The organism is Silvania confinis, from assembly GCF_025564085.1.
In the GTDB taxonomy this organism is placed as follows: Bacteria; Pseudomonadota; Gammaproteobacteria; order Enterobacterales; family Enterobacteriaceae; genus Enterobacter; species Enterobacter confinis.
The window spans coordinates 883,253-900,651 of the sequence record NZ_JAMGZJ010000078.1; the positions used below are offsets into that span (position 1 = coordinate 883,253).

Genomic DNA, 17,399 nt, shown 5'->3' on the forward strand with positions numbered 1-17,399 from the left:
AGGATCAGGGTAGGAAAATGTAAATATTCTGTCTAATATATTAATAATCTTAAATGATACTTTTAAAATATGAATATCGAACTGCGTCATCTGCGCTACTTTGTCGCCGTCGCTGAAGAGCTGCATTTTGGCCGTGCAGCGGCGCGGCTGAACATCTCTCAGCCGCCGCTGAGCCAGCAAATTCAGGCGCTTGAACAGCAGATTGGCGCCCGCCTGCTGGCGCGCACCAACCGCAGCGTGGGGTTAACGGCGGCCGGAAAACAGTTTCTGGCCGATAGCCGTCAGATCCTCGGCCAGGTTGACGAAGCCGCAGCCAGAGCCGCCAGACTGCACCACGGCGAGACCGGCGAGCTCCGGCTGGGTTTTACCTCCTCCGCGCCCTTTATCAGCGCGGTATCGGAGACCCTCTCGTCGTTTCGTCGCGTCTATCCGGACGTGCATATCCAGACCCGGGAGATTAACACCCGGGAGCAGATTACGCCGCTCAACGAAGGCTCCCTCGACCTCGGCCTGATGCGCAATACGCCGCTGCCGGACACCTTAGCGTGGCAGTGCATCCTGCGTGAACCGCTGCTGGCGATGATCCACCGTGAGCACCCGCTGGCGGTGAAGCCGGTCGTCACGCTGGCTGAACTGGCACAGGAGCCGTTTGTCTTTTTCGACCCGCATGTCGGTACCGGTCTGTACGACGATATCCTCGGCCTGATGCGCCGCTACGGGCTCGCACCGGTGATTGCCCAGGAAGTGGGTGAGGCGATGACCATTATTGGCCTGGTGGCGGCGGGGCTTGGGGTGTCGATCCTGCCCGCCTCGTTCAGACGCGTGCAACTGAGTGAAATGCGCTGGGTGCCCATCGCCGAACCCGATGCCGTTTCCGAAATGTGGCTGGTGTGGCCAAAGCATCATCAACTGAGCGCAGCGGCACAGCGTTTCAAAATACAGTTGATTACCGCCTCGCCGGGTGGCTAAAGCCGAAAATATGGGGGCAAAAACGTGCTGCAAATCACAAGCCTAAGTAAAAATTTGACGATTACTGTAGAAGTGCTTCACCATAGCCCACAGTTTATTTCGAAGCGCGAAAATAAGGGAGTAGGTGGTGGTTGCTGATAGTCAGCCTGGGCACATAGATCAGATTAAGCAGACCAATGCAGGAGCGGTATATCGCCTGATTGATCAGCTTGGCCCGGTCTCGCGTATCGATCTTTCCCGTCTTGCACAGCTGGCGCCCGCCAGTATCACCAAGATTGTGCGTGAAATGCTCGAAGCCCATCTGGTGCAGGAAACGGAAATTCAGGAGCCGGGCAGTCGTGGCCGTCCGGCCGTGGGGCTGATGGTGGAAACCGAAGCCTGGCACTATCTCTCTTTGCGCATCAGCCGGGGCGAAATTTACCTCGCGCTGCGCGATCTGAGCAGCAAGCTGGTAGTGGAAGACCGGCTCGAGCTGGCGCTGCATGCCGAGCAGCCGCTTGAGCAGCGCATCGTCGCGCTTATCGATCAGTTCTTTATCCATCATCAGCACAAGCTGGAGCGTCTGACATCCATTGCCATTACCCTGCCGGGGATCATTGATACCGAAAACGGCATTGTGCACCGGATGCCGTTTTACGAAGACGTCAAAGAGATGCCGCTGGGCGAAGTGCTGAAAAATCATACCGGCGTACCGGTTTATATTCAGCATGACATCAGCGCCTGGACGATGGCCGAGGCCTTGTTCGGTGCCTCCCGTGGCGCGCGTGATGTGATTCAGGTGGTGATTGATCACAACGTGGGCGCCGGAGTGATCACCGACGGTCGTCTGCTGCATGCCGGGAGCAGTAGCCTGGTGGAGATTGGCCATACGCAGGTCGATCCTTACGGCAGACGCTGCTACTGCGGCAACCACGGCTGTCTGGAGACCATTGCCAGCGTCGACAGCGTACTGGAGATGGCGCAGGTGCGCTTAAGCCAGTCGATGAGTTCGACGCTGCACGGTCAGCCACTGACCGTGGAATCGCTCTGCAAAGCGGCTCAGCAGGGGGATTTACTGGCGAAAGATATTATTACCGGGGTGGGCACCCATATCGGGCGTATTCTCGCCATCATGGTGAATTTATTTAATCCGCAAAAAATTCTTATCGGTTCCCCGCTGAGTCAGGCGGCGGATGTGCTGTTCCCGGCGATTGCCGACTGTATCCGCCAGCAGTCTCTCCCGGCCTACAGCAAGCACATCGCGGTAGAAAGCACCCAGTTCACCAATCAGGGGACGATGGCGGGCGCGGCGCTGGTGAAAGATGCCATGTATAACGGCTCGCTGCTGATCCGTCTGTTGCAGGGTTAACTGTTTTTTATAAATTTACCAAAAATTGCGCTATCTCAAGCTGAACAGATGGCGCATGCCTTAGACTCCCCCCACTGAATTATTTCCTTGGCTTATATTTTCAAAGCATAACGGTGGAGTGAGTGATGCTTAAGCGTTTCTTTGTAACGGGTACTGATACGTCCGTCGGCAAGACGGTGGTATCCCGCGCCTTGCTGCAATCTCTGATGGCAGGCGGTAAAACCGTGGCAGGGTACAAACCGGTAGCCAAAGGCAGTAAACAGACGCCAGAAGGGTTGCGCAATAAAGATGGCCTGGTGCTGCAAAGCGTCTCATCCCTCGAGCTGCCTTATCACGAGATTAACCCGATTGCCCTCAGCGAAGACGAAAGCAGCGTGGCGCACAGCGGGCTGGTCAATTACACCCTGCTGTCAAACGGCCTTGCCAGTCTGAGCGAGAAGGTCGATCACGTGGTGGTCGAAGGAACCGGCGGCTGGCGGAGTTTGATGAACGATTTGCGGCCGCTCTCCGAGTGGGTGGTGCAGGAGCAACTGCCGGTACTGCTGGTGGTGGGCATCCAGGAAGGCTGCATCAACCATGCGCTGCTGACCGCGCAGGCCATTGCCAATGATGGCCTGCCGCTGGTGGGCTGGGTGGCAAACCGCATCAACCCGGGGCTGGCGCACTACGCTGAAATCATCCAGGTGCTGAGTAAAAAACTCCCGGGCCCGCTGGTGGGTGAGCTGCCTTATCTGCCGCGTGCCGAGCAGCGCGAGCTGTCGCAGTATATCGATTTAACGCGGCTCGGCCGCGCGCTCACCGTAGATCGCGTTCTGGCGTAGCGCCCGCGACAGCGTTGACGCCAGCACGCAGGCCAGCAGTAAACCGGGCAGGAGCGCATATTGCCCGGTCATTTCACAGACCATCAGCGCCGACATCACTGGCGCATGGGTGGTGGCAGCCAGCAGAGTGGCCATGCCGGTCAATCCCAACAATGTTGCCATCTCCGCCTGCGGCAGCCAGATCCCGGCCAACTGCGCAAACAGCATTCCTGACGCCATGCCAATAAACAGCGTTGGCGTAAATACCCCTCCCGGCGCACCGGACCCACTGCTCGCCAGCACCGCCAGCATCTTACATAAAAACACCCCAGCGAGAATCGACAGTAACGGCGGCGACAGCAGCCAGGCCTGCACCACACTGTAGCCGTTTCCCCAGACCGATGGCGTGAGAAGCGACAGCCCCCCGACGATCGCCCCGCCGAGCGCGAGCTGCAAGGGCACCGGGAGCTTCAGGCGTAGGAACAGGCTGTGGCTGGCGTCCATCAGCCACATCAGTACCGGGCCGCCGACACCGGCCAGCAAGCCCAGCGCGAACATCAGGCCATAGTCTGCGCCGTCGGGCGCGGCGCTCAGATGCACCTCATACAGCAGGCTGGCACCAGGGCTCAGCAGGCGGGTAGTCAACAGAGCTACCACCGCGGCGATGATCACCGGGCCGAGCGAGGCCAACATTAAAGTGCCAAACAGGATCTCGGCGATAAACAAGCTACCCGCCAGCGGAGCATGATAGGCGCTGGCCATCCCGGCCGCTGCGCCGCAGGCAATCCACAGTTTCCACTCGCATTGCGGGGTAAAACGGCGGGCAAAAAACGAGGCCGCCAGCGCGGCCAGCAGGATCATTGCCCCTTCGCGGCCGATAGCGCTACCGCTGGCGACCACCAGCAGCGACGCCAGCGATTTTACCAGGCTGGCGGCATAGTCGAACTCACCGTTTTCGGTTTCCAGCGCTTCCATATAGTCGGTGGGGGCGTGCGGACGCTGTTGGTTCATGCGCTGCCATCCCCACAGCAGCAAACCTGCCGCCAGCCCGCCCAGCGCCGGGGTTAACGCCCGTCGCCAGGGGGCTAGCCCGCTGGCGGCGTTTACCAGACTGCCGCTGTCGTTACTGAGTAACAGCCACTCCAGCAGATACATGGCATGACGGAACACGGCCACGGCCAGCGCGGCCAGCACGCCGGTGACGGTGGCAATCAGCAGTCGGCGGAACATCGCGCGGATGTCGGGGTACGCATGAAGACGTTGCATGGGTTACGCGTAGTGAAGAGGGGATACAATATTGTGGCGGCAAAACACGGGGTTAGCAAAAGGAATGGGTGCGATGGTGCATGGATTACTCCCTCTCCCGTTGGGAGAGGGCTGGGGTGAGGGGAAACATGTTGGCACCTGTGGTCGTTCCGTTCACCTTAGGTTCCGCATTTCTTTATATGCTGCGTCACTTGTGAACGTGTAAAGGGGGCTTGCCGCCACCCCCTTTACAATCCCGGCTCCCGGCAACGAAAATCGTCGTTGTAACCTCGGTATCCACATATCGTAATTTATTGCTTTAAGAACATTAGCTCTCGCTAAAAATGTTCAGCGCCCGGCGCGTGCGGCCTGAGCTCAGATACTCCGCAATATAGTCCTGCGAAATTTCGCCGTTATAGCGTCCGTCCTCGTCAACAATCGGCATCCAGCTGGCGTTGCTCTCATACAGACGCGAGAGCACCACGCGCAGGTTGTCTTCGGCTTTGCCGGTCATGCGGAACGGGTGCAGCAGCTCGCCGCAGGTTCCGCTGGCGTGGCGGGCTTCGCGGCGTTTCACAAAGCCCAGCGGTTTGCCCTCGTCATCCACCACGGTGATCGCGCGGATATCGTTGTCGTCCATGGTGGCAAACGCCTCCGGCAGCGAGGTAGAGGCGCGCACGGTAATGGTGGGTTGTTGGTCGGTCACGTCACCTGCAGAGACAAGCAGCAGGCGTTTCAATGTGCGGTCCTGGCCGACAAAGGAACCGACAAACTCGTTCGCCGGTTTGGCCAGCAGTTCGTCCGGGCTGGCGCACTGGACGATTTTCCCCTGACGGAATACCGCGATGCGGTCGCCCAGCTTCAGCGCCTCATCAATATCATGGCTCACCAGCATCACCGTCTTTTTCAGCTTGCGCTGCATCTCGAGGAACTGATTCTGGATCACCTCGCGGTTGATCGGGTCGACCGCGCCGAAGGGTTCATCCATCAGCAGCACCGGGGGATCCGCCGCCAGGGCACGGATCACGCCGATACGCTGCTGCTGCCCGCCGGACATTTCGCGCGGATAGCGGTTCAGAAACTTATGCGGATCCATCGCCACCATATCCATCAGCTCTTCGGCGCGGCTTTTACAGCGCGCTTTGTCCCAGCCCAGCATGCGCGGCACGACGGTGATGTTCTCTTCGATGGTCATGTTCGGGAACAGGCCAATCTGCTGGATAACGTAGCCGATGTTGCGGCGCAGAGTGACGGTGTCCATCCCGCTGGTGTCTTCGCCGTTAATCAGGATGTTGCCGCTGCTCGGCGTAATCAGTCGGTTAATCATCTTCAGAGTAGTGGTTTTCCCGCAGCCGGACGGGCCGAGCAGGACGCACATTTCCCCTTCCGGCACATTCAGGTTGACGTTATCCACGGCCTTCACGCCCTGACCGTTTTTCTGTGAAAATTGTTTGGTGAGGTTTTCCAGTTTTATCATTATCGAATCCCCTTTGGAGTCAGAACGACCTGCAGACGATGCAGCAACGCATCGAGCACAATCGCTAAAAGACAAATCATCAATGCGCCAGCAATCAACATACGAATATCACTCCCACCGATGCCGTTCAGCAGCAGCAGACCCAGCCCGCCCGCGCCAATCACCGCGGCAATTGCCATCACGCCGATGTTCATTACCACCGCAGTACGAATGCCGCCGAAAATCACCGGCAAAGCCATCGGAATCTCTACCCAGCGCAGACGCTGCCAGAAGGTCATCCCGATGCCGCGACCCGCTTCACGCAGGCCGGGCGGCAGGCTGTCCAGCGCGGTGTGGGTATTACGCACAATTGGAAGCAGCGAATAGAGGAACACGGCGGTGATCGCCGGCAGGGCGCCAATCCCCTGACCGATCAGCGAAAACAGCGGGATCATCAGGCCAAACAGGGCAATCGACGGGATAGTCAACACCAGGGTGGCAATCCCCAGCACCGGCGTCGCCAGCCATTTATGCCGGACAATCAAAATCCCCAGCGGCACGCCAATGATAATGGCCAGGCCCACGGCCAGCGCCACCAGCCACAGGTGCTGCAGCGTCAACGTTAATAAATAGTCCCAGTTATCAAGAATGTAGTGAACGGTATCCATAGCGCCTCCTACAGCAACTGTTTGCTACGCAGGAACTCACGGGCGACCTGCTGGGGTGACTGATGATCGATATCCACCTTCTTGTTAAGATCGGCGATAACGTCGTTGTTAAGCTGGGCGGAGAGGGTGTTCAGCGCCTCGTCCAGGCCCGGATTGGCCTCCAGGGTGTCTTTACGCACCACCGGGGTCACCGCATAGCTTGGGAAGAAGCCTTTATCATCTTCCAGCACTTTCAGGTCAAAGCCCTTCACGCGCCCGTCGGTGGTGTAGATAAGCCCGGCATCGACAAAACCATCGCGCACCGCGTTATAAACCAGCCCTGGGTCCATCTGGCGGATCTGCGGGCGATCCAGCTCCATCTTGTACGCCGCCTGCAGCGGTTTCATTCCGTCGCTGCGTCCGCTGAACTCCAGGTCTAAGCCCAGCAGCCAGTTGTTATCCGGATCGGTTTTACGGACCTGCTCAATCTTCGCTACCAGCTCCGACATGGTGTTGATATGTTCTGCTTCGGCGCGCTTGCGCTGCATCGCAAAGGCATAGGTATTGTTCATGTTCGCCGGGTTGAGCCACACCAGGCCGTGCTTCGCGTCCAGCCGTTTCACCGTGTTGTAAGATTCCTGCGGCGACATGCGTTCGTTGATGTGGTTAAAGATGATCAGCGATGTACCGGTGTATTCCCAGGTCATATCGACCTGCTTGTTGATCATCGCGTTACGGGAAATCACCGTCGCAATATTGGTTTGCGGCTGCACCTGAAAGCCTTTCTTCTGCAGATACTGCACGGTCATCGCCGACAGAATGTGCTGCTCGGTAAAGCTCTTGGTCGCCAGAACCAGCGGCGCGGCGAACGTCTGGCTGGTAAAGAGCGCGGCAGCGCAGAGCGCCGTCAGGCTGGAGAACAGTCTCATAAAAGCTCCTTGTTATTGTTATTGTGCGAGATGCGGGCTCATCAAACGCCCCAGCGCCGCCAGCAGCGTATCCAGAATTAAAGCGAACAGGGCAGTGGCAGCAGCACCCAGGATCAGCGTCGGGAAGTCGTTCAGGTAGATCCCAGGGAAAATCAGCTCGCCATAGCTGCTGGCGCCAATCAGGAAGGCCAGCGGTGCGGTACCGACGTTAATCGCCGTGGCGATGCGGATCCCGGAGAGCATCACCGGCCAGGCGTTAGGAATTTCGACCTGACGCAGACGCTGACCTTTGGTCATCCCGATACCGTTCGCCGCTTCCAGCAGCGATGCCGGCACCGAGCACAGCCCGGCATAGGTGTTACGCACAATCGGCAGCAACGAGGCCAGGAACAGGGCGATGATGGCCGGCGTATCACCGATGCCAATCACCACCATCGCCAGCGCCAGTACCGCCAGCGGTGGCAGGGTGTTACCCACGTTAAAGATTTGCATCGCGTATTCAGCAAACCCTTTCGCCGCCGGGCGGCTCAGGAGAATACCGCTTGGGATACCGACCAGCAGGGCAAAGAACATCGAGGAGAAAACCAGGAGCAGGTGCTGTTGGCCAAGATAGACAAGGTCAACCTGGCGCGCTTTGATCGTCTCCAGTCCAATTCCCCAGGTGAGGAGGGCGAGGGCCACGATAATTGCGCCGACAAAAAGCAGCGAACGTTTGAGTAATGGATGCATTGCGGTGTGTCTCCCTGTACGCATGCGTTATAGCAACCACCGGTTGCCTGTTGTTATGCCATGATTCGGCAGGGGTATTTCAGCTATAGCAACGGAATGTAAAGGGTTCCAGCGAAGCGGCAAAATGAGTAACCCTATGAAAATAAGGACAACGTAGCTAAAGCCTGATGGGATAAGGGCTGAAAGAGGGTAGACAGAATAGTCCTAAAGAGAAAACGGGAAAGTGACACCGTAACATCTTGTTAAGCACCCGCACGGCTGGCGTGCGGGTTTGAGCGGGCTACAGCATGCCGTTGTTGCCGTGGCGTAAAAAGGCCGGGCGCTGATGTAAACGTGCGAACCAGGCGTCAATGGCGGGCACGGCGGGATGGTCCAGGGGCGTCATCTTCCAGCGGTTCACCGATAACCCCAGCACCACGTCGGCGAGCGTAAAGGTGTCGCCTGCCGCCCAGGCGCGGGTGCGTTGTAATTGCTGTTCCAGGATCGCAATACAGTGATTCCACTCTTTGATTCCCGCCGCGATGCGGGCGGGATCGTTATAGTCCGGGTTTTTACGCCCCAGCGCCGGGAAGGCATAGCGCCAGGCGTTGTTAAATTCGCTGGCCTGCCAGTCCATCCAGCGCTCGACATTGGCACAGGCCTGCATATGTGTGGGCAGCAGGTCGTCGCGTCCGGCTTTACGCGCCAGATAGCGGCAAATGGCGTTGGATTCCCAGAGCACGAAATCGCCATCAATCAATACCGGCACCATGGCGTTGGGATTTAAGGCGCGAAAGGCGTCCGTTTCTGTTGAGGCAAAGCCGCTGCCGTAATCCTGCTGTTGATACGCCAGGCCCGCTTCTTCGCAGGTCCAGAGTACTTTGCGCACGTTGATAGAGGTAGTTTTGCCAAGAATGTTGAGCATGGAACGGGCGTCCTGTGGGGGAAGGTGTAAACACAATACAGGAGTCGCGAAAGGGGGTCAGGGCAAATTTGGGTGGGGGTGGGGGGTTATCTCAGTCCGGCACGCCCTTTATTCACCGTCCGGGGCGTGCCGGTACATTGTCCGACCTAAATTAATGCGCAAATAACGCAATCAAAATAATAATAGGGATCGGGACGCCGAGAAATAATAACAGTAAAGAACGCATTTTTTATTCTCCTGAACAGTTACTCGCAAATTTTATAAGTCACGTTGACGGCCACCAAAGGTCGCACAAAGGCTGGCAATAAAGGCACCTGACAACAGCGAAACAAATGTCCACAACGCAAGGTAACTTGACGTTTTACGCGCTTTATCGGCTGCTTCTTTTGCCTGGGCTTTAACTTCCTGCACCTTGGCTTGCGCCTTGGTGTAAATATCCTGGACCCGTTTCTCTGCCTCTTGTTGATTCATTCCGGTATTTTGCGCCACTAAGCTGGCGACATATTTAAGGTCATCTGCCGGAAGTGCCCCGGTATTGATGCTGTTAAGGAAAATGCTGGCGACCTCTGCAGATTGTGCTGGCGTAACAGGTTTCGCCTGGGGTTGAGCGGATGTCATCGCGCCCGTGGATTGCATATCTGTTGCAGCAGGATTACTTCCTTGTGCCGGGTTGGTGGTGGCTCTGAATAAAGAGTTAACGAAATAACCCATTGATCCGTCGGATTCACCCTTCGACGCGCTCGCCATACCGGTCATCGATAATGCTGATGCTCCCCCCGCTACCGAACCGATGGCTTTTGCGCCACCGCCGATAATAGAGCCAATGGCGCTGGTTAATAACATTGCTGAGACCAGTGCTGCCACCGCCCACGCAAGGAATCCATGCGCCGTATCGCGGAAATAAACCTCATCAGTATGCGTATCGACCCATTTAGACCGCAGGCGACCGGCCAGATAGCCTCCCATCCCGGATGCTGCAATTTGCGTGAACATCAGCCATGCAATCGTGGCGATACCTATTGTGCCGGCATCCACCCCGTGATTCCCGTAGGGAGAAACTGACGACAGCCCCAAACCGACACCCAACATCAGTAACAGCATGGCTAAAGACGCGGCGCCGGCTGCACCGGCAAATATTGCGCCCCAGGAAACGGCACTGCTATTTGTGGTGGGGAGAGAGACGTATTGTTCAATATTCCCGCTGCCAACAGATGAGCGTGGAACGGGGGTATATTCACTTGTCATATCAAATGTCCCAATCAATATAATCCAGAAACGGCATGCCTGTAATTTCCATGAAGTTAAGCCATAAAATAATCTCATGGTGATTACATGCTTATTGTTGGCGTGATGTGAGTTATCAGCCAAAAATTCACTCCGTGAAATGTACGGTGATAACCATAAATCACTGATCTAATAGTAGTAGAGGGTTTTCAATTAACCATCGGTTGCTTAAAAAAATAAAAGAGTAAGGGCTAACGCATTGAAATAAGAAGCGTTAGTGATTTTTTATATTTACGCTTCGCTTAACCTTGCGTTGTAGGAATATTCTTAAGGCGTGAAGGTTGTTTTTAATCTTAGCGGCTGGTTAGGAATTGTCTTTATTTTCCTGTGAGCCACATAAAATAAAAAATATAGCTAAGCTTATTCAGGCAATACCCAACTTACCGGCCCCAAGTGGGCAATAACAGGAGTTTGAAGATGAACGAAGATCGCATTAGCGGTAACTGGAAGCAGTTCAAAGGTAAAGTGCAGGAACAATGGGGTAAGCTCACCAACGATGATATGGATGTTGTAGAAGGAAAACGTGAGCAACTGGCTGGACGCATTCAGGAGCGTTACGGCTACACCAAAGAGCAAACTGAGAAAGAGATGAAAACCTGGGAAGATCACAACCGTTACAAATGGTGATTCTTCTGGCAGCCCGTTCCGGGCTGCCCTCACGTTTCCTTAGCGCTTAGGGCCTAAACCCCTGGCGATGTCATTTTACCCGGTTGCACTTCCACAATATTCCCCCCCATCATCTGTGCTTCTGCTTCGCTGTGGGTGACCATCAGCGCGGTCTGGCCCGCTTCGCGTAAAATATCCCGCACCTCCTGGCCGATACGTTCCCGCGTGCGGCTGTCGAGGCTGGAGAAGGGTTCATCCAACAGCAGAATTTGCGGACGCGGCGCGAGGGCACGCGCCAGCGCCACCCGCTGCTGCTGCCCACCGGACAGCTGGTGGGGATAGTGGCGGGCATGGCTGCCCAGCTCGACCATCTTCAGCAGCGTATCGACCCGCTGCGACTGCTGGGCGCGGGGCAATCGACGCAAACCAAAAGCGATATTCTCTTCGGCGGTAAGGTGCGGGAACAGGGCGTAATCCTGAAAAACCATTCCCGTTTGCCGCTTTTCCGGCGGCAGATGCAGACGGGGGCCCGCGACCTGCTGGCTGGCGATGTAAATAGCACCCACGCTAACCCGCTCAAACCCGGCTATCGCCCTCAGGACGGTGGTTTTTCCGCAGCCGGATGCTCCCAGCAGGCAGGTCAGTTCCCCTTTGCCAATCGCGAGGGAAAAGCCGTTCAACACCCGGTGCTGGCCGCCGCCGTAAGCAACGTGGATATTCTCCAGACGCAGCGCACTCTCTGACATCATCTGTTCCTTAGCCTCGACGCTGATGACGCATCAGCAGGATCACCGGCAGGACGCCTGCCAGCACAATCAACAGGGCGGCGATGGCCCCGTCTTCATACGTACCACGCGCCGCTTCGGCGTAAAGCAGGGTGGCGAGGGTTTCAAAGTTAACCGGGCGCAGCAGCAAGGTGGTGGGCAGCTCTTTCATGGCGTCGGCAAACACCAGCAGAGCGCTGCTGACCAGCGCCGGTCGCAGCAGCGGAAAGTGGACGCGGGTAAAGGTGCGGCCACCGCTTTCGCCAAGCGATCGTGAGGCCTGCTCAAGCGTCGGCGGAATACGCGCCAGTCCGGAATCCAGCGCCCCGATGGCAATGGTCTGAAAGCGGATCGCACAGCAGATAACCAGCAGAATACCCGCCGACATTAGCGGCAGCCCCCGCATGCCCAGCAGGTCTGCCAGCCATCTGTCCAGCGTCATCGCGGGCGTCAGAAAACCGATAGCCAGAATGGTGCCCGGTACGGCGTAGCCCAGCGAGGCCAGCCGCATCACCCCGCGACGCACCCCCGGGACCGGATTGCCCAGCGCCATGTGCCGCGCGTTCCATGCCACGACCATACTCACCGTTACCACCACCAGGGTCACGCCTGCGGCCAGCGTCAGGGTATTTTGCAGCGCGCCCAGCAGCTGGGATGAGAGCGGCGAATCGTCCGCCAGCCGCTTTGCGCTCTCCCAGGCGAGAAAGCTGACCGGGGCGACAAACCCCAGCACCACGGGCAGGGCCACCAGCGCACACAGCAGGCCGCCGCGCCAGCCGCATACCTTAACCGGTGCCATTTCGCGACTGCTGCGGCTGCTAAAACCCTGCTTCGAGCGGCCATGAAGCTCAACCGACAAAATAGCGAAAATTAACACCAGCATCAGGCAGGCGATTTGTGCCGCGGCGGCGAGATCGGAGCGGGTAATCCAGGTGGTATATACCGTGACCGTCAGGGTCTGGACGCCAAGAAACTCGGAAGCGCCGATGTCATTCAGGGTTTCGAGCAGGGCCAGGCTCAGCCCGACCGCCAGCGCCGGGCGTGCCATCGGCAGCGCCACCCGGAAGAACGCTCCCGTGGCGCTACAGCCGAGGGTCCGCGCTGCCTCCAGCAGGTTGGCCGGTTGGCTGATAAACATCGCCCGGGTGGTTAAATAGACGTAGGGATACAGCACCAGCCCAAGCAGCAGGATCGCCCCGGGTAAGGAGCGCAGGTCCGGCAGGCGGAACTGGCGCGGGCTGTCATAACCCAGCATCCAGCGCAGCGCGGTTTGCAGCGGACCAATCGGGTGCAGCAGATCCAGCCAGGCAAAGGCCACAATGTAGGTAGGCATCGCCAGCGGCAGCAGCAGCGCCCAGCTCAGCAGCTGGCGGCCCGGGAACGACCAGGCGGTTACCGCCCAGGCGCAGCCGACGCCAATCATCGTCACCATCAGCCCCACGCCCGTCAGCAGCAGGGCGGTGTTCATGACGGCGGTGGGCAGCACAAAGCGCAGCAGGTGCTGCCAGTGGGAGAGATCCGCGTGGAAAGCCTGCCAGACCAGCGCCAGAATCGGGGCGCAGACGCCCAGCGCAATCAGGATTGCGGTAAGGTTCAGGGGGGTAAAAAGCGACTGCGGCCCGGAAACCAGGCCGCGGATCGTGGTTAATCCCGACGATTTATTGATCGAATCCAACTTTATCTACCAGCAGGCTTGCCTGTTTACGGTGCTTCACAATCTCGGTCAGCGGGATGTTGTCGACGTTAATCTCGCCGATAGCTTCGCTGATAATCGGATCCAGCGCCACGCCCTTCAGCACCGGGTATTCATAGTTGGCTCTGGCATAGATTTGCTGAGCAGGTGCGGAGACTAAGTACTCCATCAGCTTAATGGCGTTGTCTTTATTGGGCGCATGGCGTGCAACGGCCGCGCCGCTGATATTGACGTGGGTGCCGCCATTTTCGAATGTCGGTTTCACGACTTTGATGGCATCCCCCCATTTGCGGGCATCGCTGCCTTCTTTGGCGCTCTTCATCTGCCCCACGTAGTAAGAGTTGGCCAGGCCCATATCACAGATCCCGCCAAGGATATCGCGGGCAACGTCGCGGTCACCGCCGGTGGCTTTACGCGCCAGGTTGTCCTTCACGCCGCGCAGCCAGGTTTCGGTTTTGGCTTCGCCATGGTGGGAGATCATCGCCGCCACCAGCGCGGTATTGTAAGGATGCTGGCCAGAGCGCAGGCAGACTTTGCCTTTAAACTCCGGGCTGGCGAGCTGCTCGTAATGCCACTTGTCGATCGGCAGATCTTTGTCGGCATACAGCACCCTGGCGCGCATGGACAGCGCAAACCACTGGTTATCCTCAGCACGCAGGTTGGTCGGGATCGCCGCTTTCAGGGTGGCTGAATCCACCGGCTGGGTCACACCCGCCTCGACCAGATCAACCAGGTTACCGACATCGACGGCCATCAGCAGATCGGCGGGGGAGTTTGCGCCTTCGGCTTTGACTCTCTCCAGCATGCCGTCCTTGATGTAGACGGTGTTCACTTTGATCCCGCTACTCTGGGTCCAGCTATCAAGCAGCGGCTGAATCAGGCCGGGTTCACGGGTGGTGTACAGGGTTAGATCGTCGTTCGCCATGGCGGAGAAGCTTACGGGGATCATCAGAGCGGATGCCAGCGTGATGCGGCGCAGTCCGGCGCGAGGCAAAGCAAACTGTTTCATTGCGTGTTTTCCTGTTGAGAGAGAGTCAAAACAAACCCAGCCTGAACACTCATCACTGAGTGATTAATTGATAATCAATATCATTTACTTTGTTATATAATTAAAACAATTATTACATTGCTTTACATTGTCAGGTGGGGAAGACCCCTGTCCCGGCCCCAGGTCGCGCCTTTCTGGAAGACGCCTCGCAAACCCTGAAAGTAACTCTGGGTAATTAAGGGTTAGCTCTTTTTTTCACTGAATTAGGGTCGTAAAGTGACTGCGTTGCGGCACATCCGCAATCGGGCGTAGGAACCCGTATTCCACATTGCGATATCACGATGTCGCGGCAGCGCTGATTTTTTGCTATCACGGTGGCGCTGGCGGAGCAGCTGCAAGGCTGGCCGTTTTCTATGTGGGCGGTATTCCTACCTCTGTCAGCGCTGCCCCCCGAGCGTAGGAACTCACCGGGTGGTTAATGGAATTACATGTAGAGGATGCCAAGATGGCTACTATCCCAACCCTGTTGCACTCAAAATCTGACGAAAGCGTTGTTGATCACCTTATTGCCCGGCCACTGCCGGAGTCGGCAGATCGCTTTGAGGTCGCCGATAACTGCACTGCCCTGGTCTGCGTGCTGATTGAAACCGACGACAGCGCCACCCGCGCCGTACTTTGTGACCGTTTGCTGCACGCCCTGGGCCAGCTGCGAGCCCTCTGCGATACCGAGCTGCCACCGGCGCTTATCGCGCAATTGATCGAGGGGGAAAAACTCACCTCCAGCGTGCCGGACTGCTGGCAGGAAACATCGGTGCAATTGGACTACGCCATGGCGCTCACGCAGGCCATTGCAGGCGGAACGCTGCCCGCCGAGGTTGCGAAAGCATTAACGGGGCTGCTGCACGATATGGTCTGGCTGCTGGCTGAGTATGTGAAGGAGCCGTATATCAGCGCGCACTGAACACGCCAGTTCAGAGGGTGATGTGATGAAGGGGCTCGGTGAGCCCCTTTGCGATGTGGGAGGGGCAGTAAGTCACTACCGTTGGGAACCGTTACGCTCCCCCGGTGTGCGTCCGTTTGTGGCTGTGGATTAGACCGTATCTGATTTTGTCCTCAACACATGGCTGCGGTTTACCGAACAGATAGCCTTGGGCGAGATCGCAGCCCAGAGCCTGCAGACTTTCCAGTTGATCCTCGGTTTCAACACCTTCTGCAACCGCCTTCATATTGAGGGACTTCGCCATGCCAGTGATGAGTCTGATGATATTCAGCGCGTCTTCCTGAGTCGATACCGAATTTACAAACGACTTGTCGATTTTGATTTTATCGAAGGCCAGTTTACTCAGCCGCGAAAGTGAAGAGTAACCCGTACCAAAATCATCGATGGAAATTTTCACACCCCATTCTCTGAGCTTATTCAGGGTGTTCAGCGGCGTACTGTTCTCGGTAAACAGGGAGGACTCCGTCACTTCAAGTTCAAGGCGCTCAGCCGGCAGCCCGGCGTCTTTCAGAATCGACAGCACTGTTCCGGCAAAGGCTTTGCAGCTGAGCTGGAGTGGAGAGACATTGACTGAAATTTTAATCGGAACCGCCCACGAGGCTGCTTCCTGGCAGGCCATTTCCAGCACCGATTTCCCCATCTCGTTAATCATTCCTGTTTTTTCAGCAACAGGAATAAAACTATCCGGCGACAGCAGACCTTTTCGAGGATGTATCCAACGAATAAGGGCTTCATAACTGTAAATTTCGCGGCTGAACGAATCGACAATAGGCTGATAATAAACCACGAATTCTTTATTCTCTATTGCCATGGCCATATCACGCTCAAGGGTTCGGCTTTCTTGCAGCTTATCGAGCATGTGTTGGCGGAAGACTTTTATCTTACCCGGACCTTCTTTTTTGGCTTCATAAAGGGCGAGGTCGGCAAATTTATAAAGATAGTCGGAACGGCGTTCTGTTTCTGAGATAACAATGCCCACACAAGTGGTTATATTTATAACCGTGTTGTGAATTGTGTAGGGATGGTTGATGGCATCACATATTTTTTGGGCGCGGGAAACAGCACGGTTTTCGGTCAGGCCAGTGGAGAGAAATGCAAACTCATCCCCCCCTAAACGATACAGCGTGTCTGACGTCAGGCCCATCGAAATCAGGCGGTTGGAGATCTGGCGTAACAACATATCGCCGACATCATGACCAAACGTATCGTTGACCTCTTTGAACCGATCTAAATCAAACAGCATCACCGTGACGGCATGATTATTTTCTTCTGCGATTTCGATTGTGCTGTTTAAATTTTCCCAGAAAAACTGGCGGTTATTCATCTCGGTAAGCGAATCATGATAGACGTCATATTCCAGTTTGCTATTCTGGATTTGCAGCTGTTCTTTAGAACTCTGCAGCTCTTCAGCAAGGCTCTTAACCTGGCGATGCGCCTGCAGAATATTTCTGTTTTGATAGAATATCAGTACGCCGAGTATCGCACTCAGAATTATCAACAGTACAGAGGTCGCGGAATAAATATAGTACAGCGTTTGAATTTTTAGGTTGGCATTATTGATCGAGCTAATATCTTTATCTAATGCACCGGATGAAAGACGGCTCAGTGGCGCATCTAGCGCATGCATTATTTTCAGGTAGTCCTGAATTTCTGAACGGTTCATTTTATCCAGATTAAGATCCAGATATTCAAGCGTCTGTGCAAGCTTTGCCGCCAGCTCAGAATAGGCGTTGTTTTTTTCTATATAATGGCCTAAATCGCCTTCTTTCATTAAATCACTTTGGCTGAGCATAATATCGAGACGCATGCGCACTTCATCGAACGGCATCGTGTCATCGATAGTGTAAAGACTCAGCCATGATTCGAAGCGGTAATATTCGGATACCAGCTGGGCTGCAGACCATGAATCGGTGTAATGAGTCAGTTTCTGCAACTCTTGTTGCCTTTCATGTACCAGGAAAGAGACATACCCGGTAGAGATGAAAAGGGAAAATATGATGCCCGCCAGTATCCTGTTCATGATGCTCCTCTGAACTT

16 protein-coding genes are annotated in these 17,399 nt (G+C 56.2%); 5 read left to right on the forward strand and 11 right to left on the reverse strand.

Going from position 1 to position 17,399, the window contains the following annotated elements:
• The first annotated feature begins 69 nt into the window (after positions 1–69).
• From M8013_RS22200 to bioD, 3 genes are all read left to right on the forward strand, one after another.
• A complete protein-coding gene (locus tag M8013_RS22200; RefSeq protein ID WP_271269911.1) occupies positions 70–969 on the forward strand; it encodes a LysR family transcriptional regulator in 900 nt (299 codons plus the stop codon).
• Between the two features lie 127 nt (positions 970–1,096).
• Positions 1,097–2,317, forward strand: a complete 1,221-nt coding sequence (mlc, locus tag M8013_RS22205) for a sugar metabolism global transcriptional regulator Mlc (RefSeq protein WP_271269912.1) — start codon at positions 1,097–1,099, stop codon at positions 2,315–2,317.
• 125 nt (positions 2,318–2,442) lie between these two features.
• A complete protein-coding gene (bioD, locus tag M8013_RS22210) occupies positions 2,443–3,138 on the forward strand; it encodes a dethiobiotin synthase (protein ID WP_271269913.1) in 696 nt (231 codons plus the stop codon).
• Here bioD and clcB read toward each other — a convergent pair.
• From clcB to M8013_RS22245, 7 genes are all read right to left on the reverse strand, one after another.
• Entirely contained in the window at positions 3,091–4,383 is a 1,293-nt protein-coding gene (clcB, locus tag M8013_RS22215; protein ID WP_271269914.1) for a voltage-gated ClC-type chloride channel ClcB, read from the reverse strand. The genes bioD and clcB overlap by 48 nt on opposite strands.
• A 307-nt stretch (positions 4,384–4,690) precedes the next feature.
• Positions 4,691–5,839 carry an osmoprotectant ABC transporter ATP-binding protein OsmV gene (gene osmV, locus M8013_RS22220; protein ID WP_271269915.1) on the reverse strand — a complete coding sequence of 383 codons (1,149 nt, stop codon included), beginning with the start codon at positions 5,837–5,839 and terminating at the stop codon, positions 4,691–4,693.
• On the reverse strand, positions 5,839–6,486 hold the full coding sequence (gene osmW / locus M8013_RS22225) for an osmoprotectant ABC transporter permease OsmW (RefSeq protein ID WP_271269916.1): 648 nt from the start codon (positions 6,484–6,486) through the stop codon (positions 5,839–5,841). The genes osmV and osmW overlap by 1 nt, the downstream gene beginning before the upstream one ends.
• A gap of 8 nt (positions 6,487–6,494) precedes the next feature.
• Complete coding sequence (gene osmX, locus M8013_RS22230) at positions 6,495–7,394, reverse strand: osmoprotectant ABC transporter substrate-binding protein OsmX (RefSeq protein WP_271269917.1); 900 nt, start codon at positions 7,392–7,394, stop codon at positions 6,495–6,497.
• An 18-nt stretch (positions 7,395–7,412) separates the two neighbouring features.
• Positions 7,413–8,123, reverse strand: coding sequence for an osmoprotectant ABC transporter permease OsmY (gene osmY / locus M8013_RS22235; RefSeq protein ID WP_271269918.1), 711 nt, complete (start codon positions 8,121–8,123; stop codon positions 7,413–7,415).
• A 280-nt stretch (positions 8,124–8,403) separates the two neighbouring features.
• A complete protein-coding gene (locus tag M8013_RS22240) occupies positions 8,404–9,027 on the reverse strand; it encodes a glutathione S-transferase family protein (RefSeq protein WP_271269919.1) in 624 nt (207 codons plus the stop codon).
• 258 nt (positions 9,028–9,285) lie between these two features.
• Positions 9,286–10,395 carry a hypothetical protein gene (locus tag M8013_RS22245; RefSeq protein ID WP_271269920.1) on the reverse strand — a complete coding sequence of 370 codons (1,110 nt, stop codon included), beginning with the start codon at positions 10,393–10,395 and terminating at the stop codon, positions 9,286–9,288.
• Between the two features lie 333 nt (positions 10,396–10,728).
• Here M8013_RS22245 and M8013_RS22250 point away from each other — a divergent pair, with 333 nt between their 5' ends.
• A complete protein-coding gene (locus tag M8013_RS22250) occupies positions 10,729–10,938 on the forward strand; it encodes a CsbD family protein (protein WP_271269921.1) in 210 nt (69 codons plus the stop codon).
• A gap of 53 nt (positions 10,939–10,991) precedes the next feature.
• Here M8013_RS22250 and M8013_RS22255 read toward each other — a convergent pair whose 3' ends face one another.
• From M8013_RS22255 to M8013_RS22265, 3 genes are read right to left on the reverse strand one after another with little or no spacing between them, the layout of a single operon-like run.
• Complete coding sequence (locus M8013_RS22255) at positions 10,992–11,663, reverse strand: ABC transporter ATP-binding protein (RefSeq protein WP_271270182.1); 672 nt, start codon at positions 11,661–11,663, stop codon at positions 10,992–10,994.
• Positions 11,664–11,673: 10 nt separating this feature from the next.
• The gene (locus M8013_RS22260; RefSeq protein ID WP_271269922.1) at positions 11,674–13,356 is read right to left on the reverse strand and encodes an ABC transporter permease; all 1,683 of its coding nucleotides are present in this window, start codon (positions 13,354–13,356) and stop codon (positions 11,674–11,676) included.
• Entirely contained in the window at positions 13,340–14,383 is a 1,044-nt protein-coding gene (locus tag M8013_RS22265) for an extracellular solute-binding protein (protein WP_271269923.1), read from the reverse strand. The genes M8013_RS22260 and M8013_RS22265 overlap by 17 nt, the downstream gene beginning before the upstream one ends.
• Before the next feature lie 484 nt (positions 14,384–14,867).
• On the opposite strand from M8013_RS22265, the gene M8013_RS22270 reads away from it, so the two are divergent.
• On the forward strand, positions 14,868–15,323 hold the full coding sequence (locus M8013_RS22270; RefSeq protein ID WP_271269924.1) for a hypothetical protein: 456 nt from the start codon (positions 14,868–14,870) through the stop codon (positions 15,321–15,323).
• A 91-nt stretch (positions 15,324–15,414) separates the two neighbouring features.
• Here M8013_RS22270 and M8013_RS22275 read toward each other — a convergent pair whose 3' ends face one another.
• Positions 15,415–17,382 carry a putative bifunctional diguanylate cyclase/phosphodiesterase gene (locus tag M8013_RS22275; RefSeq protein ID WP_271269925.1) on the reverse strand — a complete coding sequence of 656 codons (1,968 nt, stop codon included), beginning with the start codon at positions 17,380–17,382 and terminating at the stop codon, positions 15,415–15,417.
• Positions 17,383–17,399 lie beyond the last annotated feature (17 nt).